Source organism: Colwellia ponticola, from assembly GCF_005885605.1.
In the GTDB taxonomy this organism is placed as follows: Bacteria; Pseudomonadota; Gammaproteobacteria; order Enterobacterales; family Alteromonadaceae; genus Colwellia; species Colwellia ponticola.
On the sequence record NZ_SZVP01000009.1, the window covers coordinates 77383 to 102454 of the forward strand.

Sequence of the window (25072 nt, forward strand, 5' to 3'; positions counted from 1 at the left end):
AATCGTCCTTAATTACTTATCAGTGTTAGCATTAGGGCTAATTTTTTCTTCAGTAACAGCTGAAGAATCATCAATATCTGTGATAGTACCAATCAGTGGATCAACTTGTTTTTCAATACCTTTCACTTCAATACCTGAACGCACTTTTTGCAAGCCTTCGATAATCACTTTTTCGCCCATATCAACACCTTTTTCCACAACCCACATGGCATTAATTCTTCGACCTAAAGTAACTTGGCGTTGCACAACTTTATTACTGTTATCAACAATCAGTACAAACTTTCCTTGTTGGTTTTCTTGTACAGCTGCTTGAGGAATTAACGCCATTTCTTCTTTCTTTTGACTATCAAGAATAAGCGTAACAAATAAGCCCGGTAAAATAATATTTTCAGGGTTTGGAAATAGCGTTCTCAACCCAACAGTACCCATACCTTGAGAGATTTTAGTATCCGCAAAATCTAATTTTCCTTTTTCTGGGTACTCTGAGTTATTTGGCAAACGCAATGAGATATCAAACTCAAAGCTTTCACTTTGATTGACCCCTTGATGTGATTGTTGGTATGAAATATAAAGGCTTTCTTCTAATTGGAAGCTCACATAGATGGGATCAGTAATAATAAGCGTGGCTAAGGTATTGCTTGCTGGACTAACAATGTTACCCACATTGTAATTGACTTTACCGATCCGGCCAGTAAAAGGTGCTCTTATTGTGGTATAACTTAAATCCAGTTCAGCTTTTTCCAGCGCCGCTTGTGCTGCCTTCACAGCAGAGGTAGCTTGTGACTCTTCCGTGGTTAATCGATCAAAATCAGATTGTGAGATATAACCGTCATTAATAAGTTCATGGGCGCGTTTCAAGTTACGCTTAGCGTTTTCTTCACCTGAAACTCGTGAGCTTAAATCAGCTTTTGCTGATGACAAAGCCGCTTGGTAAGCTGCGGGATCAATTCTTAGCAGCACTTGACCTTTTTCAACGAAACTGCCTTCTTTAAAGTGACGTTCCGTTAACTCCCCTTCAACACGAGCACGTAGGTTAGCTTCTTTAAACGCTTCAGTGCGTGCAACAAATTCTCGATAACCACCAACGGGTTGTGATTTTATCGAATAAACGGATACTGCCGGTGCTGGAGGTTTAACCGCCCCGTCTTCTTTACCACATGCGGTAAGTGTTAATGAGATAAGCCCAAGTAATACAAAGTTATTCTTCACTAAGCTAAGCGATAAATTAAAGGCTGAGGTAGAACGGTGGGGTTGTTTTAAAAAGCGCTTGAGCATCAAATTATTCCTTGTAAAATTATACCAATTAAATTAATTAATCACTGAGCGACAAGTAAAAGTTTTAAAGGCTAGGTGCTCCTTGATGAGAATAGTTAGCTCAGCAGTCATATTACGACCTCTGCTAAACGACTACATTGCTGTAGCGCCCTGCTCAACATTTCAACATTAATAAAGACCTGTATAACCTGTTACAATTTTATTAGGCAAAGCACCCTTAAGCACTTATTAGTAAAAGTATCCTATCAAAATGAGCAAATATAAACCGTTATATATAAGCCTTATTTTAATTCTGAGCTTGTGAGTAGCAATCTAGGGTAATTATTTAATTAATTCGTTTAGTATTATGCTTTTATTGTCGTTAGTTAATTATTACACAAGCGACAAATAATGCAGTAATTATTTGTACCTGTAATTATAAAAAAGCCGTGAACAATGTTCACGGCTTTATAATTACCTTATAGCGACTGACTACCTAGCGATAATTAGTGACAAAAACATCACTTTACTCAGAGGCTAAATTCATCTCTTGTACTTTTTCATAGGCAATTTCAGGGGTAGTAGGGTCAGGCTTATTATGCAAATTAGCTTTTAATTGACCTTTTCTATGCTTTAATGCGGCATCTAGCTTCTTAGCTGCATTAGCGATAGCCGGGTACATCACCTCATTAGACCCTGAAGCAGAAATACGGCCACCTTCATAACTTGTTGTTAACTCCACTTGGTGTTGGTGATGATCTTTAGAAATAATAACATCTAAGGCGATCAGTGTAGGAAAGTGGCTAGCTATTTTAGAGAATTTTTCTTCGATATGCTCTTTGATTGAGTCATTTACTTCTACATGATGACCAGAAAGATTTATTTTCATAGGTATTCCTTTTTTACTATTACTTAAAGTCTTACTTAAAGACTAACTTATCTACATGATATTGTCATTATCATCGCTTACCATAACAATATCTCATTAACTTAACTGTTTCACAACTTTATTATTTTACATTGTCTCTGTTAACAACTGACTTAAGTAACTTCAGTGACTTAAGGTTACTAATAGACCTTAGGGCTAATTCAGCTAAAACAAGTAACACTGCTAAATATTTTATTTAGCAACACTCGCTACAATGTTATTAATGAGTAACGACTTTATTAGGGCTATTACGCTTTCGAGATTAAATTTCTTCTAGCTCAAAGCGCTTTAGTCACGGCGGATACTATATAGCCTAGTTATTGTGTACATATACAATTCAACAAAAATAAAAAACTTTTAGCCGGATGCTTCGGGCAGCACTTTTTGGGCATTTTACTAATATAAACAATCACAAAATTCGTGATATTAAACCATAGTAAAATAGCGTAAATATTAAGGGAGCTTATTGTTCTAAAATAAGGAATGAGTGGATATAGAGTAGATTAGATAAAATAATAAAAGGTTAAAGCTGGATGAATAATGACTAGAATAAATCAGAAAATAAGGTGCATGATAATCAGTGCGAATAAGCCTGCGAGTACATCATCAAACATAATACCAAAACCTCCGGTTAATTTTTTATCTGCGATGGAAATAGGCCAAGGTTTAGCAATATCAAAAACTCTAAAAAGAATAAAGCCCACTAAAACACTCTGCCAAGAGACAGGTACCATAAACATCGTTATAAAAAAGCCAGCAAACTCATCCCAAACAATGGCACCATGATCATGAACGCCAACATCACTAGCCGCTTTACCACAGATATAAACACCTGCGACACAAACAACGATCACGACTAAGGCATAAATTAACGGTGTTAAACCACTCATCAATAAAAATAACGGTACAGCAGCCAGTGTGCCGAAAGTTCCTGGCGCTTTAGGGGCTAAGCCACTACCAAAACCTAACGCTAAAAATTGAATCGGGTTTGTAAGGTCAAACTTAACTTGGGTATTTTTACCTGACATATAAATCAAGGCCTATGTTGTTGATCATTTTTATAAATTATTCGCTAAAATGCTCAAAACCAACCGTCTTGATTGAAATAGGTTTATTGTTTAACGTCGTTGATATTGTCTGGGAAGCATTGATTTGCCCAATGCAAGTTACAGAGGTAGCAGCATGAGACATTGCTGTTTCCATACCTACCTTATTGTCTTCAGAAACAGTAAACAATAACTCGTAATCATCACCACCTGATAATGCTAAGGCAATAGCATCTTCAGCAAGTAAGCTATCACGCATTATGTTAGACAATGGTAATGCATCAAGTACTACATTAGCTCCAACATTAGAGGCTTGGCATAGATGTCCCAAGTCAGCAATTAAGCCATCAGAAAGGTCAATAGCCGAAGAAGCGTATTCTCGGATTGTTTGCCCCGCTAATACTCTTGGTCTAGGGTAATCAAGTTTGTTCCTGATAGTATCAATATACTGTGGTTGCAGTTCAACTTTACCGGTAATTTGCTGTAATGCTAAAGCAGCATCACCAAGATCACCGGTGACATAAAGCCAATCGCCCGATTTAGCACCCGATCGAGATAAGTAAGTATCTTTAGGCGTAAAGCCTTGTGCAGTAATCGTTATACTTAAAGGGCCTTGCGTGGTGTCTCCGCCAATGAGTTCTACGTTATAGAATTCACATAATTCAAACACACCTTGACTAAATTCAAGTAACCAAGCTTCGTCTATGTCAGGTAAGGTAATAGCTAAAGATAACCAACTTGGCTTAGCCCCCATTGCAGCAATGTCCGATAAATTAACGGCAACGGCTTTATGACCAATGGCTCTAGGGCTAGTTTCAAAAGGAAAATGTACGCCTGCAACTAATGTATCTGTTGTTACCACTAAATTTTGATTTTCAATGGGCGCTAATACTGCGCAGTCATCACCAATACCAAACACAACATCTTTACGCTTCACTGTCTGCTTGGTGAAGAAATGCTTAATTAACTCGAACTCTTTCATGCTAAGCCTTTAATAACTAGTCGTAACATACTAGTCATTTATTCTTCAGGGCGAATTAGTTTAACGGTTTTATCTAGCACACCGTTAACAAACTTATGACTATCGTCAGCGGCAAATAATTTAGCTAATTCGATAGCTTCATTAATAACCACACGATAAGGTACGTCAGCACAATCTTTTAGCTCAAATACCGCAACACGTAATATCGCTTTTTCTACTTGATCAATATCATCAAGCGGGCGATCTACATAAGGAGAGATAAGCGCATCAATTTCAGTAACATTAGCCGTTACACCACGTAGTAATAATTGAAAATATTCAATATCAAAACGACGTTTACTGTTCTCGCTAATAAAGTTTACTTCAACATCTTTTACTGAGTTATGACTAACTTGCCACGAGTAAGTTGCTTGTACGGCTAACTCACGTGCTTTTCTTCTAGGAGAAGGTTTCACAATATGTTTCCATTTTTCTTAATTTTAGAAATAACGTTTAAAAATAGCGTTTAGAAATAAACGTTGGTAAAATTAAATGTTAGCTAATACATTAACCATTTCTAATGCACTAAGCGCTGCTTCAGCACCTTTATTGCCTGCTTTAGTACCTGCTCGTTCAATAGCTTGCTCAATTGAGTCAGTGGTAATAACACCAAACGACACTGGAATTTCAGCATCTAAACAAACTTGCGCTAAACCTTTATTACACTCACCAGCAACAAAATCAAAATGCGGCGTACCGCCACGAATCACGGCGCCGATAGCAATAATGGCATCAAAACCACCTTTACCTGCCACTTTTTTAGCCGCTAACGGTAACTCATAGGCACCTGGGACACGAACTACAGTGATATCATCGTCATTTACATTGCCATGGCGTTTAAGTGCATCGATAGCACCTTCTAATAAGCTGTCAACGATAAAGTGATTAAATCGTGATACTACAATAGCAAACTTCTTACCTTTCGCTTCAAACGAACCTTCAATAATATTCATTAACTCATTCCAATTAGGGTGTATATAAAATTTGCCGTAATTCTAACAAATAGTTATCGGCATAGGTACTCGTTTATTCTAAAATTACTCTAAATCATAAAAATCGTCGAGTAATGCATCTATTTCTGCTTCTTGTGCTTCATTAATAACAATAGGAGGTTGACCATCATAAAGTTTATAGTTCATGTTTTGAAAATAAGCATTCTTAATAAACACGTACGGATCTTCAGACTCCACTAATAATTGTTCTTGATCTCGAACAGCTGCTCTTTTCTCCAGCCCTAATACACCTAAACGGATCATATTAGGCCAAAAATCAATAACAACCATAGGCCAATAAAGATTATCAACGTAATCACCAACTTCTTCTCGTACAGAGCTTGGCCCCATACCGGGGATAACAATATAGGGACCGTTACCAACACCATAAAAGCCCAAGACTTCACCAAACTCTTCTTGCTCTGCAGACCAATCAAAATCACTCGCAGGATCATAAAAGCCCAATAAGCCGATGGTGGAGTTAAGCACGAACCTACCGGTATTTTTTGCTGCAGCAGTAAATTTCAGCTGTAACAAGTTATTAATAATACTAGCAGGCTCATTTAAGTTTAACGCCATATTATAAAGGCCTGTACGTAAAAATGGCGCTGTATAGGTTGTATAAACTTCGGATGCAGGTTTGGCTAGATATTTATCAACATAATCCCAAGTAAAGGTCCAAAAAGGTCTATTGATAACCTCTAAAGGATCTCTAGGATCGCTAACAGAAACTGGCTCTGCCTTTACTTGATTTTGTTGTTCGGGTGTTGTTGAACACCCTGCAATAACGATAACTAAAACAAAAATAAAAAATCTAATGGGAAGTGTTATGTTTGAATTCAATGGCTTAGGTCCTTGCCGTTATACTAATCATATTTTAAACGGGTATATTAGAAGGGGATGAATTAAAAAAACGGCAGTTTAGCATAAAATAAAGAGTTGCGTGAATAAGGTTTTAGTGGATATGGGGCTAATTTTTATTGAGTATCATAACGACTGCCTGTGATTGATTATCTGCATTACATCAAACTGATAAAATCTGTACTAAGAGCGCACGCGTTGTTGATAAACTGACAATAACATTTCAACTTCTGCCCGTGGTAATTCACACTCACTTATAATCTCTTCAATATCAGCGCCTTTTTCTGCCAACTTAAAAGCCCTACTATAAAACTTATCCTGTCCTTGGCTTTCTTGCCATTGTGTTAGTAACTGTTGTTGCTCAACCTGCTGCTGCTGCAACAACTTAATACGGTGCTCTAACTGCTTTGATACTTGTATATTTTCAGTGGTTAACTGTTCGTTATTGTCTGCCATCACTTGATATGCTTGTTGCATCTTATGGTTTGACGCAGTTAACTCATTAACTTGTAAAGAAATACTTTGTATTTCCATGTTAAGTATTTTTATTTTATTTTTTAGCCTACTCATATAGAAAAATAAGATACTACTGATAAATAAGACCAGAAATAGTGCCAATACGGCAACCATAGGAACAGCTAATAGTGACATAAAAATTTGCCTTGAATAAAACTAAATACACCTATGTATTATTACCCATATATAAAAATAAAAAAGCCTGTAATTACAGACTTTTTAAAAATTACAGCGAGTAAGAGATAGCAGTACTATGTTCATTTAATAACGATTATATTATCCATTATTAAATTAACATAGTTCAGATTTAAACAGTGTAGGTTTAACTTAAAACTGTTTAAGCTCATCCCATTCATCATCAGACAGTAACTTATCTAAGTCGACTAAAATAAGTAATTCGCCTTCACGATTAGACACCCCCTGAATAAACTGGGCGCTTTCTTCGTTACCAACGTTTGGCGCAACATCAATCTCTGATGATTTCAAATAAACAACTTCAGCAACACTATCAACAAGGATACCGATCACTTGTTTTTCTGATTCAATAACAACAACGCGCGTGTTATCAGTGATATCACAGGGCTCTAAACCAAAACGAGAGCGCGTATCTATAACCGTTACGACATTGCCGCGTAAATTAATGATACCAAGTACATAAAGTGGTGCGCCAGGTACTGGAGCTATTTCACTGTAACGCAAAACCTCTTGTACTTGCATCACATTAATACCATAGGTTTCATTTTCTAGTTTAAAGGTTACCCACTGCAACACTTCATCATTTGCTTCAACTTTATCACTTGCACTTCGTCTCATATTAGACATATTCTTCGCCTCTTAAATTACACCCTTTGCATTGTCGATTACCTAGACAATAATAATTTAGGACCTTACTTGAGAAATATCATTACCTTTATCCAACAATTGAATCAAAGCAGTTACATCAAGCAATGCACACATTTTCTTTTTAACTAACCCCGCTAACCAAGGTCGTTTATTATTACTATCTAGCCATTTAACTTCATCTTGAGATAATATAACCGTATCGATTAAGTTTTCAGCCATAAGCCCCCAAGAACTATCATTTAGCATAATAATATATTGATAGTTTAATGATTCTTTTAATTTTTCGTCACATTTTTCAGGCATAACCCATAACGCGGTATCCACGACATTAATCTTTTCATCCCGATGAATCATAACGCCTTTAAACCAATTGGGTTTGCCCATTAACTTAGTCGTTTTACCTACTTTATAAATACCGCCTAACTCAATTAAAGGTACTGCAATAATTAAACCTGCGACATCAAAAAACATCACTTGAAAATCACCTTTACGATAATTTTTATTCTTCTTATCAGTCAGTTCAGTACCACTTTTATCACTAGCAATAGGTAATAAATCAATACCGCCCCGGCCTTCTTTATTACTTGGATTAATCACACTCTCTTTAGGCTTATTAACTGTTTTTAATAGCTGCTCTAACGACTGATTATCTTTATGTGCTAATGGTTTAGTAGTACTGCTATTAATTTTTTGCTCTAATAATACTTCTGGTTTGTTAGGGTCTGTTAATAACTCTGACAAATAATTTTTCATTAAACGATTACTAGCGGTTAATGATTTACTCATGTGGGGTTCAACCTCATTATGCTTATTTTGTGTTTGATTAAGAAGTTTAAAAGGCTTTTATAAGCTAGTGTTCCTCGAGAATTAGCGGCGTAATCTGAAGGGACTTTCTGAGCTGAACTCGCATTTCTCAAATTAGTATCAATAGGGATCACCCCTGGCCATATATTATCAGTATAGACTTCTTGCAGCTTTTTAAAGGCCAAAATTGAAGCTTTAGTTCGTTTATCAAACATAGTTGGCACTATAGTATACTTAAAAGAAGATTTTTGCTCTCCTTGCATAATCTCTATTGTTTTAATCATACGGTCTAAGCCTTTAAGGGCTAAAAACTCTGTTTGTACGGGTATTACTATATGATCTGCTGCAGCTAAAGCATTGACCATAAGTACACCTAACACAGGCGGACAGTCAATCAACACATAATCATAACTGTCTGTTAAGGTGTGAATAGCTTTTTTTAAGACTAAGCCCATACCGCCTTTCGTTCCTAAAGAGCGATCAAGTGTAGCAAGTCCCATGGTTGCAGGTAGTATATCAATATTAGGGTACTTAGTTGGGCATAGACTTTGTAAAATTTGCTCTTGTGATGAAACTTGGGTGAATAAATCATAAACACTAAGGTCTAAATCTTCTGATTCAATACCAAAATAGTAACTTAATGAAGCATGGGGATCTGTATCAATTAATAAGACTCTATGACCTTGCTCGGCTAATACCCCAGCCAGAGCAATAGTTGTGGTGGTTTTACCAACACCACCTTTTTGGTTTGCTACAGTCCACACTATCAAGGATATTACTCACTTACTTTTTAATTAAGTTGCTAAGCGACCTATCTTATTGGTCTTTTGGCTCTATATCATTACGTTGTTTGTTGATTAAGGGGGCAGTCTCTGACGGTAATTCGCTTGCCTCATTATTATCTCTGGTTGTAATACGAATACCACCATTATCTAATTGTAGAACCTTAATATTGTTTGTCTGCTCAACACTTTCATCTTGTTCAATACTATCTTCGGTCATTGTCGTTATTTTTTTTAAATCTATTGTAGGAGTCACCAACTGATTTTCTTTTGCTAAACCATATTTAGAAATAGCAACAACAACTTTTCTATTTTTAGCTCTACCTTGCTCGGTTAAGTTAGTCGCGCTTGGATAATATTGACCATAGCCTTCGATAGCCATACGGGCAGGGTTTAAACCTAAGTTTTCTAAAACTCTCAAAATAGCCGTTGCTCTAAAAATTGACAACTCCCAGTTTGAGGAATAAATTTCATTGTTTATTGTTTGATTATCCGTATAACCTCGCACCCGAATATAGTTATTTACCTGACCAATAACCTGATAAATGGTTGTAATAACCCTCTCAGCTGATAAGGTTGCCGAAGAAGAACCACTAGGAAATAGCAAACCACTATTTAGTTCTATTTCTAACCAGTCACCATCAACTTGTAATTGTGCAAAACCTGATTCAATCAGATCAAATAGCGCCGTCTGTAACTCTTGCTCTAGTGAACTAAGGTTACTGCCCACTTGCGCATCAGAAATATTAGAAAGACTCTTTTCATTATCTAGCAGTTCAGGACCTGCAACCTCTAAAATTCCATTACCATACAATTTTTTATTAGTTTTACTGGTATTAACCATTAAAACACTATCACCATGACCACGATTTTTAGTCTTATCTTCGTAAGCTTGAAACACTCGTCCAAAAGACTCAGTAATACTTTCAAAAGGCTTTTCATTTACCATAGCCATCGCATATAGCACAACAAACAAAGCAAACATTAACGTCATATAATCAGCATAAGAGACAAGCCAACGATGAACATTATCATGCTCTATCGTGTGTCTTCTTTTACGCTGACGGTTCATTGTCTTAACCTAAATGCCGACAATTTATTTTCAATAGCATGCGGGTTTTCACCATGAGCAATTGAGACTAAACCCTCACAGACCATTTCACGATACATTGTTTGGTGATGAACAATGGTTCTGATTTTATTGGCTATGGGTAAATACAGTAAGTTAGCAAAACCAACCCCATAAATAGTAGCAATGAAAGCCGTTGCTATACCCTGCCCTAACAAAGCGGGTTCTGTTAAGTTACTCATCGCATGAATCAACCCCAGTACCGCACCTAATATACCAATCGTTGGGCTATAACCCCCCATTGCTTCGTATACATTAGCAGAGCGTAAATTATGCTCTCGATAAATATCTAAATCTAATTCCAACGCGTCTCTAAAATGGTCAAGTTCAACACCGTCTACTAATAAATTCAAACCTTTTTGGGTGTAAGTATCTTCAATTTCTAGTGCGGTATCTTCTAGCGCTAAATAGCCTGACTCTCTAGCTTTAGTAGCCCACGATACCATTTCATTAATGCCTCGATCCATGTCATATTTTGGAGGATAAATCACCCACTTAAGTAGAGAAATAGCATGGCGAAACTGTACCATTGACGATTGCAACATAACCGCACCTAAAGTGCCGCCAACGACAATGATAAAAGCTGGCAGTTCAAATAAAGCCGAAAGGTGACCGCCATCAAGGGCGAAGCCTGCGTAAACGGCAAAAATAGCAACAAATAGCCCTGCCAAACTCAATTTATCCACGGCTTACTTCCTTAACCATAGAAGCCGCCATCATATCTAATGGTACAGATAAATCTGATAAGCCTGCTTTATCAATAGCTTGAGGCATGCCATAGACAACACATGATTGTTCATCTTGCGACCAAACACTTGCACCTTTCGCCTTTAACATTCTAGCGCCCTCTTTACCATCAGACCCCATACCGGTCAGTATGACAGCAAGTACTTTCCCGCCAAATGTTTTGGCAGCTGAACCAAAACTAATATCGACACTCGGCTTAAAAGTGATTTTGGGAGAATCATCATCTAAAATTTTAATTTTTGCTGATGATTCACTACCAGTAATAAGCATTTGGCGTCCGCCGGGTGCTAAATAAGCATGGCCAGGTTTGAGCACATCGCCATTTTCAGCTTCTTTGACTGTTATTTTACAAAGGGTATTTAAACGACTAGCAAAAGCCGCGGTAAAAGCAGCGGGCATGTGCTGAACGATGATAATAGGTAAGGGAAAATTCTGTTCAAGTTGAACGAGTATATTTTGCAGTGCTACAGGGCCGCCTGTTGAGGTACCAATAGCCATAAGCTTATATTCTTTGCCTGAACTACGAGTAAGTACTCTTTTTTCTTTCGTTATAGATGCAGAGGATGGAGTAATTTTACTAGTATTACTAGTCAACCTTTCCTTTGCTAATATTGAGTTTGAAGGTAAGGGGCGCACCGTGGTTCTTGATTTAATAAAGCCTGGCTTTCGCGCTATTTCAATAACGCGTTGACGTAGTAAGCTACCCGCTTCGTCACTATTTTGTGCTATTTCACTAAATTTTTTCGGTAAAAAATCTACAGCGCCCGCTTCAAGCGCTTCAATGGTTGCGTTAGCCCCTTGATGTGTTAAAGAGGAAAACATCAATATTGCCGTAGGAGATTTCGCCATAATTTGCTTCACTGCGTCAATTCCGTTTAACACAGGCATCTCAATATCCATAGTGATAATGTCAGGTTTTAACAAAATGGCTTTTTCAACGGCCTCTTGTCCATTAACAGCTACATCAATCACATCTAACTTTGGATCTTTATTAAGAATGTCAGTGACTCGACGTCTAAAAAAACTCGAATCATCAACAACAAGTACTTTGTAGGCCATTTAACCTCTCTGATAACGCTTTAAATAAACGCTATAACATCATAATTTTAATACACAAAGTGTACTACGCTTAAACATTTTTAGTGCAACATCATTACTTATAAATAGGTATTATCAGCTTTAATAGTTAACAACATTAATTTCGTAACTTCATGTTAACGGGCGATTTTTTTGCATAAAACTTTAACATATTGGCAATATCTAAAATCAAAGCAATACCACCATCACTGGTAATCGTTGCACCAGCCATACCTGGTGTGCCGTGTAATAATCTATCAAGTGGTTTTATGACCACTTCTTCTTGCCCTATTAAGCTATCAACAACAAAACCTACTTGTTGATTGCCAAGCTGTACTATGACGACATGCCCTTTATTATCCGATTTTTTGACAAAATTACGTATTAACCATTTATCTAAATAAAACAATGGAATAGCTTTTTCTCGAACAATGATAGTTAACTGGCCATCGACATTATTAGTATTCGATAAGTCTAAATGAAATATTTCATTAACAGAGGCCAACGGTAACGCAAAAGTTTGCTTACCAACAACAACCATCAACGTGGGTAAAATAGCTAATGTTAATGGCACTTTTATCTCAAGTATTGTGCCCACCCCTAACTCAGAATCAATACTAACTGTACCATTTAACTGAGTGATCTTAGTTTTGACTACGTCCATGCCAACACCACGCCCAGACACTTCTGAAATTTCAGTTTTAGTTGAAAAACCAGGGGCAAAAATAAGGCTATAGGCTTCTTTATCAGGCATACGAGCTGCAGAGTCAATATCAAGTACACCTCGTTCTATTGCAATACTTTTTAATTTTTCTGCATCCATACCCGCGCCATCATCTTTGATGGTTAGCAGTATATGGTCACCTTCTTGTGAGGCTGAAAGTAGCACTGTACCTTCTCTAGGCTTACCCATTGCTTCTCGCACATCGGGAGCTTCGATACCATGATCTACCGAGTTTCTCACCAAATGTACTAGAGGATCGGCTAACGCTTCTACTAAGTTTTTATCTAAATCTGTTTCTTCACCTTCTAAGATTAACGCGATTTCTTTTTGTAAGCTACGCGCTAAATCACGTACTACGCGAGGGAAGCGACCAAAAACCTTTTTAATAGGCTGCATGCGCGTTTGCATAACAGCACCTTGAAGGTCGGTAGTTACTGCATCTAAATTAGTAACCGCTTTAGTTAAGTCTTCATCATCAGAAACAAGCCCCAAACTCGTAAGACGGTTCCTCACCAGCACTAATTCACCTACCATATTCATTATTTGATCAAGGCGTTTAGTATCAACACGAACGGTTGTTTCTGCTTGAGGGGCAGCAGCCGGAGGCGCTTTTTTTATAGTCGCTTTTGCCGGTGCAGCAGCTTCTGGCGCTTTTATAGAAATGGGTTTTGGCTCTGCCATTTTAGGTATTTCTGGCGTTGCCTGTACTTTATTATCAACAGTTACATCGCTATTATTGTTCTGGTGAGCTGTCGTTTTTGGCGCATTACCTTTACCATGAAGTTCATCTAATAACTTTTCAAATTCAAGGTCATCAATATCATCACTTGAGTTACTTTCACTATTAGCGCTCCCCGAAGCATGTGCTGAAAAAGCACCTTGGCCATGCAGTTCATCTAATAATGACTCAAATTCGTCATCTGAAATTTCATCACTCGTCTCACTGCTACTAGTATCAATTGAGGCATCAGTAGTGTTACCAACACTAGCGGTTGCTCCAGCATTACTAGATCCATGTAACTCGTCTAGTAATCGTTCAAACTCATCTTCACTCATTTCATCACTTGAACTAGCATCTTCATGACTACTCACTTCAGGTATCGTATTTGATGGTTCAATCACTTCTGCAGGGGCAGTATACTCATCAGTTTTTACTGTCGTTGCACCTTCAGGCTTACTTAGTCGAGCAAGCTCAGCCAGTAAAGTAGCGTCCGCAGGCTCTAGAGGCTCTTTATTTTGCACCAAGACAAACATATCATTGACAGTATCTAGTGCGGATAAAATAGTATCCATCAGCTCAGCATTAACTGAACGCTTACCGGTACGTAATAAGTCAAATATATTTTCAGCGCCATGACAAACGTCAACTAGATGGCCTAGGGCTAAGAAACCAGCTCCGCCTTTAACGGTATGAAAACCACGAAAGATTGAATTTAATAATTCAGCATTATCTACGTCATTTTCGAGCTCGACTAGCTCCTCTGAAAGTGACTCTAAGATTTCACCCGCTTCAACTAAAAAGTCCTGTAAAATTTCTTCATCTGCTTCAAAAGACATGCAGTAACTCCCATTAAAATCCTAAACTTGATAAAAGATCATCAACATCATCTTGATCTTCTACTACATCATCTCTTTTAGCGGCATTAACAATCGGTCCTTCAACAAGGTTTTCACCTACTTTAGGATTGACTTGTGCTTGCGCGCTGTCTGCAGATATACCAAAAGCTGTTAACATATTGATTAAACTGTCTTCAACTTCTATAACTAAATCAATTACTTTTCGAATAACCTGACCAGTTAAATCTTGAAAATCTTGTGCCATTAATACATCGGTCATTAAACGATGAATATTATGTGTTTCTTTACCAGTATTTTTTAACAAGGTGTCAATATCAAGACATAATGATTTAAACTCTTTTAAATCTAATTCATTATTCATTAATTTAGTCCATGAAGGATTAACGGCAGCTACTTGTCCAGCAATGGTGTCAACGACAGGAAAAATTGCCTCAACTGCATCCATGGTTTTGTTTGCGGCTTCTTCTGTTCTAGTAATAACATAGTTTAACCGCTCTTTGGCATCTGGGATATCAGCAGTCGCTAAGTCATTTAACCTAGAATCTAGTTGAAAGTTAGTTAACGAGTCATGAAGTTGGCGAGTTAATTTACCAATTTCAGCAAATAGCTCTGAATTAATTGGACTTTGAATCTCAGCAAAAACAGCATCAGCTTGTGCTTGCTGCCCAGACTCTAACAATTCAACTAATAATTTTGCTTGCTCTAATGAGATGCGACCTGTCATAGGTATACTCATGGAAAGTCCTTAATAGAATACTTATCAACATCTTACTTAACTAACAAATACCTTAGTTAGTTAAGACATCTACATTTAAGCTAAGCGTTCAAAAATTTTATCTAACTTATTTTTTAACGTTGCGGCAGTAAAAGGCTTAACAATATAACCATTTACTCCTGCTTGGGCAGCCATCACGATTTGCTCTTTTTTAGCTTCTGCTGTAATAAGTAACACAGGTATATGTGATAACTTAGCATCAGCTCGGATTGCTTTAAGTAAATCAATACCCTGCATACCAGGCATATTCCAGTCAGTGACTACAAAATCAAAATCACCGCCTTGTAGCATAGGTAAAGCGGTACTGCCATCATCAGCTTCTTGAATGTTGGTAAACCCTAAATCGCGTAACAAGTTTTTCACTATACGTCTCATTGTTGAGAAATCATCAACAACCAGCACTTTCATATTTTTATCCAAGGCACCCTCCGGCAAACATTCAAAATTAATTAGTTTTCTGTCTATTTATTATTTTACCCTACAGGGCGTTTATTTTTTCATTAGCTTAGGCTATTTTTAATTAAAGCATTACTAACAGTATTGATTTTTCGCTAATACTACTACTAATATTTTATCAGTTTAGCTAATTTTGCCAAGATTGCATACGTGCTTTTAAGCGATGCATTGCTTGGCTATGGATTTGACTTACTCGAGATTCACTAACGTCGAGTACTTGCCCTATTTCACGTAAATTGAGCTCCTCATCATAATATAAAGACAGTACAAGAGCTTCTCTCTCGGGTAAAGCCTTAATGCACTGTGCTAGGCCTTTTTTAAAAGCATTATGCTCTATACTTTGATATGGATCATTTTCAAGACAATCATCACTGAATTTAATAGCATCTTCATCGATACCTAGGTCATCAATACCCAGTATTTTCCCGCTACTTACTTCACTTAATATTTGATGATAGTCATGAAGGGAAATATTGAGCTTTTCAGCGACCTCAATATCAGACACCTCTCGACCAAGTTCCCCCTCAAGTTCTTTTATAGCGGCACTTATCATACGGCTATTTTTATGAACAGAACGAGGCGTCCAATCGCCACGGCGCATTTCATCTAACATAGCGCCACGTATTCGAATACCAGCAAATGTTTCAAAGCTAGCACCTTTGCTATTATCAAAATTATTTGCTGCTTCAAATAAACCAATCATACCTGATTGTATTAGGTCATCTACTTGTACGCTTGCTGGTAGTCTTGCTAAAAGGTGATAAGCAATACGTTTAACTAAAACAGTTTGTTGTTCAAGCAAAGCGTTTTTATCTATTTGATTATTATAGCTGTTAGCTTTTACCACGTAATATTACTCTCACTAAGTCATACTAAACTGGTCAGTTAGTTTGTGCTGTTAATTGGCGAGTAACTGCTCAATAAAAAACTCTAAATGTCCCGAAGCTTGTTTAGGGATAGGCCATTGACTAACTTTTCTTGCTAGGTCAACATAAGCTAAGGAGGCAGGAGACTGAGGATAAGCCTCAACGACAACTTTTTGTTTACGAACCGCTTTTCTAACATTTTCATCAAAGGGAATGACAGCCACTAGCTCTAGTGCTACTTCTAAAAACCTATCGGTGACTTTAGTTAGTTTAGCAAATAATTGCTGTCCCTCTTTAGGACTACGTACCATATTAGCAACCACTTTAAACTTGAATACACCGTGATCACGACTTAACAATTTCATTAGTGCATAACAATCGGTAATAGAGGTAGGCTCATCACACACCACTAAAATCACATCTTGAGCAGCACGGGTAAAACTCAAAACCATATCAGAAATACCAGCAGCAGTATCGACAATCATCACATCAAACGGGGTACGCATTTCACTAAAAGCTCGAATAAGACCCGCATGTTCAGAGGGCGTTAAGTCGACCATAGATTGAGAGCCTGACGTTGCAGGAATTATCTTAATACCAGCAGGTCCATCAATAATAATATCATCAAGCTCACATTCACCTGATAAGACATGAGAAAGGTTACGCTTAACTCTTAACCCCAACATGACATCAACATTAGCAAGGCCTAAATCAGCATCGAGCACTAACACACGTTTGCCTTGTTGCCCTAAAGCAATAGCTGTATTTAATGAAGTATTGGTTTTACCAACACCACCTTTACCGCCAGAAACAGCTACTACCTTTACTTGTTGTAAGTCTTGCATTTTTCTTAAGCCGCTCGCTTGATCTATCATTGATTGATTACTTCTAATTGTATCTATTTAGCTATTAGGTGACATTTTATGCGGTTGCAGCAGATGCTACAGGCATAGGTCGTGAAACACGTGTATTGTTATTGATTGACTTAGTTGCCATCTTATCTGCAAGAATAACTAATTTCTCAGCATTTGCAACCTTAATATCTTCAGGAACCCTTTGCCCATCAGTAAGATAACCTATTGGTAAGCCATTTTGAATTGATGTGGTAATTATTTCACCAATACTAATACTTTCATCAAGTTTAGTATAGATACAACCAGACAAGGGGACTTTTTTAAAGCGATCTACATTTTCTTGCATAACACCTTGCTGGGCGTTAGCAGCTAACACTAAATAACTTCTAATTCTTACACGAACATTGGACACTAAGGCAGTCAGTTGTTCGGCTAAACGAATATCACGCTGCCCCATACCTGCAGTATCAATTAATATGAGCTTTTTCTTGGCGTATTGTTGTAATAACACATCGAGTGCTTGGCTATCTTTAGCCAGACTTACTTGACAGCCAATAATTTTACCATAGGTTGCTAACTGCTCAAAGCCTGCGATACGAAAGGTGTCTGTTGAAATAAGTGCGATTTGATCGCTACCATGTACTTGTGAAAAACCTGCAGCCAGCTTTGCAATAGTAGTGGTTTTTCCTACCCCTGTAGGCCCTACTAGAGCGACAACGCCGCCACGATTAATTATGTCATTTTGCGTTGTATTAATTTGTTGAGCAATCAGTTGTGTTGCTTGTTGCCAAGCTTGTTTGCCATCAGCTTGTTCAGGTACATAACCTGCTATTTGATCAGCAATCTGTTCGGTTAAACCTAATGCCAATAAACGATTAACTAACACTGCCCGTTGCGGATCTTTTTGTGCCATATCTTGCCACATGAGTCCAGAAACTTGATGTTCTAACAAAGAACGAATAGAAGACATCTCTTGTTGCATTCTAGCAAAGTCTTGTGATGAAACTGGAGCATCGCCATTAGCATTTGTAGCGAACGAATTTGAAGAGGAGATATTATGCGTTATATTAGCCGTGATATCGTCACTATCATGCTGTTCATTAGCTACATTACTCGATGCGTCAGCAGCTGAATGGCTTAACCTATCGGTAAAATCCTTTAACTGCTGCTCGATACTTACCTCAGCTAAATGCTCAGGGTGCTGTTGTGGCGCTTGTTGAACAGGTACTTGATGGGGAGGTACTTGTTGGACTTGACGATTAAGTAGTGCCGACAAACTATCAGCTGGCGCCGTGACATTATTCGTATCATTCATTGGAGCTGAATAAGCTTGTGTTTGCTGGCCAAGACTAACAACATCATTACTTACCTCTCGCTCATGAGCGCTATCAAATCTTGATTGAGCCGTTTGAGCTGTGGTTGCTGTCGCGTTTTGCCCACGATCTTGTGCCATATCACGTGCCCTGTTTTCTTTGGCTGCAGGCACGGCTTGATTGTAATCAACAGCGGCCATTAACTCGACACCTTCAGGGATCTTTTTATTGGACATAATAACCGCATCAACGCCAAGTTCTTCTTTTATAAGTGCTAATGCTGTACGCATATCTTTGGCAACAAAACGTCTAATTTTCATATCCAGCCTCTATTTTTGTTATAAGTTACAGCCATGTACCCTATACTTTCAATTAACAGTTACTGCCCAATAGCACTAACGATTTTAATTTGCTTATCATCAGGTATTTCTTGATAGGAAATAACACGTAAACTTGGAATAGTGTATTTAACAAACTTAGCCAATACGTGACGTAATATACCTGATGTTAATAATATTGGTGTATCACCAGCCATTTCTTGCTGATTAGCTCCGTCAGTTAATGATTTTTGTAAACGCTCTGCTAAACCTGGTTCAATACCGGCGCCATCATCTCCTGCCATTTGCATTGATTGATGCAACATTTGTTCCAACTCAGGAGCCAAAGTTATGACAGGCACTTCTTGAGCACCGCCAACAAGATCTTGCACAATAAACTTACGCAAGCTAATACGTACTGCTGCAGTAAGAATTTCAGCGTCTTGGCTTTTAGGCCCATACTCTACCAGAGTTTGTACTATCGAGCGCATATCACGCACTGCAACACCTTCATTCATCAAACTTTGTAATACTTTAACCACAGTGCCAAGGGGTAATATATCTGGCACAAAGCCCTCAACCAATTTAGGGTAATTTTTAGCAAGTAGGTCCAATAGGTTTTGCACCTCCTCATGACCCAATAGTTGCGCAGCATTATTAGTTAATACCTGACTTAAATGTGTCGCAAGTACCGTTGCAGAATCAACGACGGTATAACCTAAGGTTTGTGCTTGTTCACGTTGATTTTGATTAATCCACGTTGCTTCAAGGCCAAAAGCAGGGTCTTTCGTCGGTACGCCATCAAGTTGACCAAATACTTGCCCAGGGTTAATCGCTAACTCTTGATCATGTCTAATCTGAGCACTACCTATAACAACGCCCATCAGTGATATTTGATAGCTATTCGGGTCTAAATCTAAATTATCTCGAATATGCACTGCTGGTACTAAAAAACCAAACTCTTGTGAAAGCTTTTTACGTACGCCTTTAATACGACTCAGTAACTCACCACCTTGAGCTTTATCTACCAAAGGGATTAAACGATAGCCAATTTCTAATCCTATGACATCAACATGGTTAACATCGTCCCAGCCAAGTTCTTTTACTTCATCTTCTTTTTGTTGATGTTGAATTTGTTCATCTTGGGCTATTTGAGCTAACTCGTTAGTTTTATTCACTTTGTTTCTTGCACCGATAAAAGCACTGCCGGCAATAACGGCTGCAAACAGTAAAAATACAAAGTGTGGCATACCGGGGATAACGCCCATTATAAACATAACACCCGCGGCAATATAAAGTGACCGCTCTTGACCGAGTTGACTACTAACTTGCTCGCCCATATCTTGTGAAGTATTTTGGCGTGTAACAACAATAGCAGTACCAATTGATAATAATAAGCCAGGTATTTGCGCAACTAGCCCATCACCAATGGTCAATAAGGTATATATTTCAACAGCGCGTTCAAATGATAAATCATGTTGCACCATACCTATAATTAAACCACCAATAATATTAATAAATAAAATTAGAATACCGGCAATCGCATCACCTTTAACAAATTTACTGGCACCGTCCATCGAGCCATAAAAATCGGCTTCGCTAGTCACTTCAGTGCGTCGCTCTTTCGCTTGCTCTTGGGTAATAAAACCAGCATTTAAATCGGCATCAATTGCCATTTGTTTACCTGGCATAGCATCTAAGGTAAAGCGAGCTGTTACTTCGGCGATTCGCCCTGCACCTTTTGTTACCACAACAAAGTTGATAATAATTAAGATAAGAAATACCACTAAACCAACGGCATAGTTACCGCCAATGACGACAGAGCCAAACGCTTCAATAACCTTACCTGCTGCTTCAGGACCTTCGTGACCTTCAAGTAAAACCACACGGGTACTGGCGACATTTAGTGCTAACCTTAAAATAGTCGCTACTAATAACACGGCAGGAAAAGAGCCAAAATCAAGCGGTTTTAAGGTATAAACGGTAATAAGTAATACCACAAGGGAAAGGGCTATATTGAAAGAAAATAAAATATCTAACAACCATGCAGGCATGGGTAAAATAATCATCCCTAAGGCGGCCATCACTAAGATAGGGGTACCTAAGCCAGTGAGGTGGCGTAAGTGTGATTTATCGAATTTATTAAAATAAGCGGGTAATTGCATTACTACTTCATGACGTTTTTTTGACAGTACCCTGATTTAGCAATTACTATACCAAAAGGAATAGTTAGCACTAATGCTTGGGATGAAATTAGCGATTAACGCTAACTGTGCAAAGTAAGGTGGAAATTAGGAGGGAGTTTACCGTGAAATTTCGAGAATATCTAATATCTTATACCTAAATCAGCACCTAAATCAATACCTAAACTCATCCGGAATAGGTAGCTCTTTAGCTACCGGTGTCGGCTTTTTAGCATTACCTTTTTTATGTTCATTAAGTTGAAAAATAAAGGCTAGTACTTGTGCTACTGCAGCAAACAGCTCTTCTGGAATATCTTCACCAACCTCAGCGGTATAATATAGGGAGCGAGCTAACGCTGGTGATTGAATTATTTCTACCTGGTGCTCTTTGGCAATGGTACGAATATGCAACGCCATTTCATCAACACCCTTCGCTGATAATACCGGCGCCCCACCTAAGGTTGCATCATATTTAAGTGCAATAGAAAAATGCGTCGGGTTGGTGATCACCACATCCGATTCAGGTACGTCTTGCATCATACGTCGTTGTGAGATTTCATATTGGGCTCGACGAATTCGACCTTTTATTTCTGGGCTACCTTCTGTACCTTTATATTCATCTTTAATTTCCTGTTTAGTCATTTTTAACTGGCGATTATGATTCCATACTTGATAAGGGGCATCAATAACCACAATAATTCCTATGGATAACGCTAGTACTAAAAACATCCACAACAGCATAGTAATAGCATGCTCAAAGTTAGTCGGTAGGGTTTCGCGACTTAACCCAAGAATTTCTTCAAACAAACCATTGAGTAATAAAAAGGCGACAATAAAAACCACAAAAAACTTTAAAATAGATTTAACCAATTCAACTGCAGCTTGTACACCAAACATACGTTTAAAGCCAGCAAGCGGGGAAAGTTTACTCGCTTTGGGCATAGTCGCATCCCATGAAAAGCTCATGCCTCCCAATAGGGTATTACCAATAAAGGCCGCTAGCATCACAATAAAAAAAATCCACAGTAATGGTGCAACAACTTGATAAATACCATCATTGATCACCTTAAATAATGCATTGACATCCATAGCCTCTGTACGACTTAAAGTAAACATATGGCTCATCATATTAGCCATGGAAGTTGCTAAAGCTTTGCCCATTAATAACATGGCACAAGCACTCCCTACTAAGACAAAAAGAGTACCTAAATCTTTAGAGCGGGCAATTTGGCCTTTTTTACGGGCATCGGTGAGTTTTTTTGCCGTGGGCTCTTCAGTTTTTTCACCGCTATCAGAATCAGCCATCTATGTCGCCTGACAATCAATAAGGTAGCAACTAAAATCCAGTGCTCGTTGCCACTGCAATTCGAAGTGAGTAAAGAAGTTACCAAAGGTTAACCACATAATAAGTAGACCTGCCATCATAGTGATAGGAAAACCAATAGCAAAAATATTTAATTGTGGCGCTGCTCTGGTCATCACACCAAAAGAGAAGTTGATCAATAACATCGCCGTTATTGGCGCTAAAGAAAGTGATAACGCGGTTGCAAACATCCAGCCGCCCCATTCAACCACTTCACGATATTTAATACTAGATAAATGCTCTGTAGGGATTGGTAGGGTTTCAAAGCTCGCCACAACAAATTGTAAATAAGCGAGATGACCATCCATGACCCAAAATAATAATGAAGATAAAATGAGAAAAAACTGACCAATAGCAGGTACGTTCATGCCACTGGCAGGGTCAACTAATGAAGCAAAACCTAAACCTGATTGCATCGCAATAATTTGCCCCGCAAGAGTAAAGGTATTGACCACCATCACAGTAACAAAGCCTAGCATAACGCCAATAATCATTTGTTGTCCCAAGAGAATAGCCGTGTTAAGTGACACTAAACTATCGACTCTTGCTGGTGGAATTGCTGGCATTACCGCAATGGTAATACTAATGCAGAGAAAGACTTTGACTCGACCTGGGATAGTTTTAGCACTAAAACCTATCATGGTCATTATCAACGCCGATATACGACTAAATGGCAAAATAAAATCTGCCAAATATTGATTGATAATAGCCTCAGTAAGTTCCATTAAGCTGCTCTGCTAAAAGAATAGGTAGTCATGTTAAATAATGACGCTGGGAATACTCGAGATCAAACGTATGGTATAGTCCATGACTTTTTGTACTAACCAATGGCCGCCGATGATTAACGCCAGTAAAGTAACAATTAACCTAGGTAGAAAACTTAATGTTTGTTCATTAATGGATGTAGCGGCTTGAAAAACTGCCACCATTAAACCAACAGCTAAGCTAGGTAAAATAATCGCGCAGACTAAAATAATAACAAGGAATAATGCATCACCTAGCATATCTATATAAATTTCTGGTCCCATAAACTACTCCCCTTTATTATTTATTTACTATTAACTCGATTATTGATTTAACGTTACACTTTTAACGACTAATGTAAACTTACCGCTTATAAAGGTTAAGTGCCTAATCCGTAACTGGTGGCGATCGTACCAATGACTAAATTCCAACCGTCTACTAACACAAACAACATCAACTTAAACGGCAGTGATACTATCATGGGTGATAACATCATCATCCCCATCGCCATTAAAATACTTGCCACGACTAAATCAATAATTAAAAAAGGAATGAAAAGTATAAAGCCAATTTGAAAAGCTGTTTTTAATTCGCTAATAATAAAAGCAGGAATAATAACTGTCATCGGTAAGTCGGTAGCTTTATCAACGACATCAATACCTGCCATTGCTGCTAAGGTATCTAAATCTTTAATGCGGGTTTGCTCTAACATAAAAGCGCGTAGTGGCACCTTGGCAATATTAATTGCTTGCGAGGAAGTTAACTCTTCTGATAAATAAGGTTGAATGGCACTTTTATCTATTTGATTATAAACCGGCGTCATAATAAACAATGTCATAAAGAGCGTTAAACCAATAATAACTTGGTTAGAGGGCGTTTGCTGAAGTCCAAACGCTTGTCGTAAAATAGCCATAACGACGACAATACGGGTAAACGAAGTCATCATAATAACCGCCGCTGGTATAAAACTCAGCGCCGTCATAAAAATCAATATTTGTAAGTTAACCGAATACTCTTGTGAGCCATCAGGATTAGTGGTGAGCGTTAACGCAGAGAGAGATAAGTCTTCTGCAAACGCACCAAAACTGATACTACACAGTGCAACAATAATAATAGTAAATAACGAAAATCTTTTCATGGCTCTTTGGTATTCCCTAAAAACAACCCTAGATAAAGTCATTGTGACGATGTGTTGATAATATTGATAGACAAAGCAATTAACTTTAAACGAACATTACATGAAGGTTAACATGCGTTTTATTCGAACTTAAGACTGCTTAGCCGAGAAAAAAGACAACACACTTTTAGGTAAGGCTGCGGTCGTTATAGTTTGATCGCCTAACGGCTCTGCTAAACGCTCAAGCAAGGTCACTTGTTGCGCAGTAACGCCTAATAAGAGTTGTTGTTCGCCTGCCTGTATAACCACTATACGCTCTTTAGCGCCTAACGATAAACTAGTCACTACTTTTAGTTGGCTAGCACTTTGTTGAGTGAAATTAAAACGTTTCAGTATGAACGCACAAATAATAATTAACGCTAGCACCATTAATAACGATAAAATCATACTGCCAGCATTCATATTAGCCATCACATGCTTACCTACTTCTGGGCTATCACGATTAAGGGCTGGTGGCGTAACTACTTGCTCTTTTTTATCCAGCAAAGGCTTTATTTCACCTGACTTATCTGGGCTGTAGGTTGCGTCTTGTGCGAAGCTTGGTGGCTTGTTAGTGCTATTAACCTTGTCGGTAACAGCACTAGTAACGGGGACGCTGTCAACAAACGCTTCTTTAGAAGTATTACCCTGTGCTGAAGCCGTTAAAGAAAGCAATAAAGAGACTAAGCAATAACTCATAACCTGTAATATGCGCATCTTTTTTATTATCATATTGCTTTCAT

Annotated in this window: 26 protein-coding genes; all 26 read right to left on the reverse strand. The window is 38.0% G+C overall.

All coding sequences use genetic code 11. From position 1 onward, the window contains the following. Window positions 1–12: 12 nt before the first annotated feature. Window positions 13–1275 (reverse strand): efflux RND transporter periplasmic adaptor subunit, encoded by a 1263-nt coding sequence (locus FCS21_RS10525; protein ID WP_138623145.1) that lies wholly within the window; start codon window positions 1273–1275, stop codon window positions 13–15. A 505-nt stretch (window positions 1276–1780) separates the two neighbouring features. Next, the gene (hpf, locus tag FCS21_RS10530) at window positions 1781–2143 is read right to left on the reverse strand and encodes a ribosome hibernation-promoting factor, HPF/YfiA family (RefSeq protein ID WP_113667266.1); all 363 of its coding nucleotides are present in this window, start codon (window positions 2141–2143) and stop codon (window positions 1781–1783) included. A 593-nt stretch (window positions 2144–2736) separates the two neighbouring features. Beyond that, window positions 2737–3210 carry a phosphatidylglycerophosphatase A family protein gene (locus FCS21_RS10535; RefSeq protein WP_138623147.1) on the reverse strand — a complete coding sequence of 158 codons (474 nt, stop codon included), beginning with the start codon at window positions 3208–3210 and terminating at the stop codon, window positions 2737–2739. A 37-nt stretch (window positions 3211–3247) separates the two neighbouring features. After that, on the reverse strand, window positions 3248–4210 hold the full coding sequence (thiL, locus tag FCS21_RS10540) for a thiamine-phosphate kinase (RefSeq protein ID WP_138623149.1): 963 nt from the start codon (window positions 4208–4210) through the stop codon (window positions 3248–3250). A 38-nt stretch (window positions 4211–4248) separates the two neighbouring features. Further along, window positions 4249–4665 (reverse strand): transcription antitermination factor NusB, encoded by a 417-nt coding sequence (gene nusB, locus FCS21_RS10545; protein WP_138623151.1) that lies wholly within the window; start codon window positions 4663–4665, stop codon window positions 4249–4251. A gap of 72 nt (window positions 4666–4737) precedes the next feature. After that, window positions 4738–5202: a 6,7-dimethyl-8-ribityllumazine synthase gene (gene ribH / locus FCS21_RS10550; protein WP_138623153.1), complete on the reverse strand. Its 465-nt coding sequence runs from the start codon at window positions 5200–5202 to the stop codon at window positions 4738–4740. Between the two features lie 84 nt (window positions 5203–5286). Beyond that, window positions 5287–6084 carry an MlaA family lipoprotein gene (locus FCS21_RS10555; RefSeq protein WP_138623155.1) on the reverse strand — a complete coding sequence of 266 codons (798 nt, stop codon included), beginning with the start codon at window positions 6082–6084 and terminating at the stop codon, window positions 5287–5289. A 201-nt stretch (window positions 6085–6285) separates the two neighbouring features. Beyond that, window positions 6286–6753, reverse strand: a complete 468-nt coding sequence (locus tag FCS21_RS10560; RefSeq protein ID WP_138623157.1) for a DUF2802 domain-containing protein — start codon at window positions 6751–6753, stop codon at window positions 6286–6288. Between the two features lie 192 nt (window positions 6754–6945). Then, entirely contained in the window at window positions 6946–7440 is a 495-nt protein-coding gene (locus tag FCS21_RS10565; RefSeq protein ID WP_138623159.1) for a chemotaxis protein CheW, read from the reverse strand. Between the two features lie 57 nt (window positions 7441–7497). Further along, the gene (locus FCS21_RS10570) at window positions 7498–8247 is read right to left on the reverse strand and encodes a chemotaxis protein CheW (RefSeq protein WP_246047169.1); all 750 of its coding nucleotides are present in this window, start codon (window positions 8245–8247) and stop codon (window positions 7498–7500) included. Beyond that, window positions 8244–9035 carry a ParA family protein gene (locus FCS21_RS10575; protein WP_138623162.1) on the reverse strand — a complete coding sequence of 264 codons (792 nt, stop codon included), beginning with the start codon at window positions 9033–9035 and terminating at the stop codon, window positions 8244–8246. The genes FCS21_RS10570 and FCS21_RS10575 overlap by 4 nt, the downstream gene beginning before the upstream one ends. A gap of 46 nt (window positions 9036–9081) precedes the next feature. Then, complete coding sequence (locus FCS21_RS10580) at window positions 9082–10119, reverse strand: flagellar motor protein MotB (protein WP_138623164.1); 1038 nt, start codon at window positions 10117–10119, stop codon at window positions 9082–9084. Continuing rightward, window positions 10116–10862 carry a flagellar motor protein gene (locus tag FCS21_RS10585; RefSeq protein WP_138623166.1) on the reverse strand — a complete coding sequence of 249 codons (747 nt, stop codon included), beginning with the start codon at window positions 10860–10862 and terminating at the stop codon, window positions 10116–10118. The genes FCS21_RS10580 and FCS21_RS10585 overlap by 4 nt, the downstream gene beginning before the upstream one ends. After that, a complete protein-coding gene (locus FCS21_RS10590; protein WP_138623168.1) occupies window positions 10855–11982 on the reverse strand; it encodes a protein-glutamate methylesterase/protein-glutamine glutaminase in 1128 nt (375 codons plus the stop codon). The genes FCS21_RS10585 and FCS21_RS10590 overlap by 8 nt, the downstream gene beginning before the upstream one ends. Before the next feature lie 136 nt (window positions 11983–12118). Next, window positions 12119–14281 (reverse strand): chemotaxis protein CheA, encoded by a 2163-nt coding sequence (locus tag FCS21_RS10595; RefSeq protein ID WP_138623170.1) that lies wholly within the window; start codon window positions 14279–14281, stop codon window positions 12119–12121. 13 nt (window positions 14282–14294) lie between these two features. After that, on the reverse strand, window positions 14295–15038 hold the full coding sequence (locus FCS21_RS10600; protein ID WP_138623172.1) for a protein phosphatase CheZ: 744 nt from the start codon (window positions 15036–15038) through the stop codon (window positions 14295–14297). 75 nt (window positions 15039–15113) lie between these two features. Beyond that, window positions 15114–15497 (reverse strand): chemotaxis response regulator CheY, encoded by a 384-nt coding sequence (gene cheY / locus FCS21_RS10605; protein WP_118056182.1) that lies wholly within the window; start codon window positions 15495–15497, stop codon window positions 15114–15116. A gap of 163 nt (window positions 15498–15660) precedes the next feature. Continuing rightward, window positions 15661–16380, reverse strand: coding sequence for an RNA polymerase sigma factor FliA (locus FCS21_RS10610; protein WP_138623174.1), 720 nt, complete (start codon window positions 16378–16380; stop codon window positions 15661–15663). A gap of 51 nt (window positions 16381–16431) precedes the next feature. Continuing rightward, window positions 16432–17274 (reverse strand): MinD/ParA family ATP-binding protein, encoded by an 843-nt coding sequence (locus FCS21_RS10615; protein WP_138623175.1) that lies wholly within the window; start codon window positions 17272–17274, stop codon window positions 16432–16434. A 46-nt stretch (window positions 17275–17320) separates the two neighbouring features. Further along, window positions 17321–18886 (reverse strand): flagellar biosynthesis GTPase FlhF, encoded by a 1566-nt coding sequence (gene flhF, locus FCS21_RS10620; RefSeq protein WP_138623177.1) that lies wholly within the window; start codon window positions 18884–18886, stop codon window positions 17321–17323. Between the two features lie 59 nt (window positions 18887–18945). Beyond that, a complete protein-coding gene (gene flhA / locus FCS21_RS10625) occupies window positions 18946–21048 on the reverse strand; it encodes a flagellar biosynthesis protein FlhA (RefSeq protein ID WP_138623179.1) in 2103 nt (700 codons plus the stop codon). A gap of 192 nt (window positions 21049–21240) precedes the next feature. Next, window positions 21241–22371 carry a flagellar biosynthesis protein FlhB gene (gene flhB / locus FCS21_RS10630; protein WP_138623181.1) on the reverse strand — a complete coding sequence of 377 codons (1131 nt, stop codon included), beginning with the start codon at window positions 22369–22371 and terminating at the stop codon, window positions 21241–21243. Further along, window positions 22372–23154, reverse strand: coding sequence for a flagellar biosynthetic protein FliR (fliR, locus tag FCS21_RS10635; RefSeq protein WP_138623183.1), 783 nt, complete (start codon window positions 23152–23154; stop codon window positions 22372–22374). Between the two features lie 33 nt (window positions 23155–23187). Further along, window positions 23188–23457 carry a flagellar biosynthesis protein FliQ gene (gene fliQ, locus FCS21_RS10640; RefSeq protein ID WP_138623185.1) on the reverse strand — a complete coding sequence of 90 codons (270 nt, stop codon included), beginning with the start codon at window positions 23455–23457 and terminating at the stop codon, window positions 23188–23190. A gap of 95 nt (window positions 23458–23552) precedes the next feature. Beyond that, window positions 23553–24311, reverse strand: coding sequence for a flagellar type III secretion system pore protein FliP (gene fliP / locus FCS21_RS10645; RefSeq protein ID WP_138623187.1), 759 nt, complete (start codon window positions 24309–24311; stop codon window positions 23553–23555). 129 nt (window positions 24312–24440) lie between these two features. Continuing rightward, window positions 24441–25061, reverse strand: a complete 621-nt coding sequence (gene fliO, locus FCS21_RS10650; protein ID WP_138623189.1) for a flagellar biosynthetic protein FliO — start codon at window positions 25059–25061, stop codon at window positions 24441–24443. Window positions 25062–25072 lie beyond the last annotated feature (11 nt).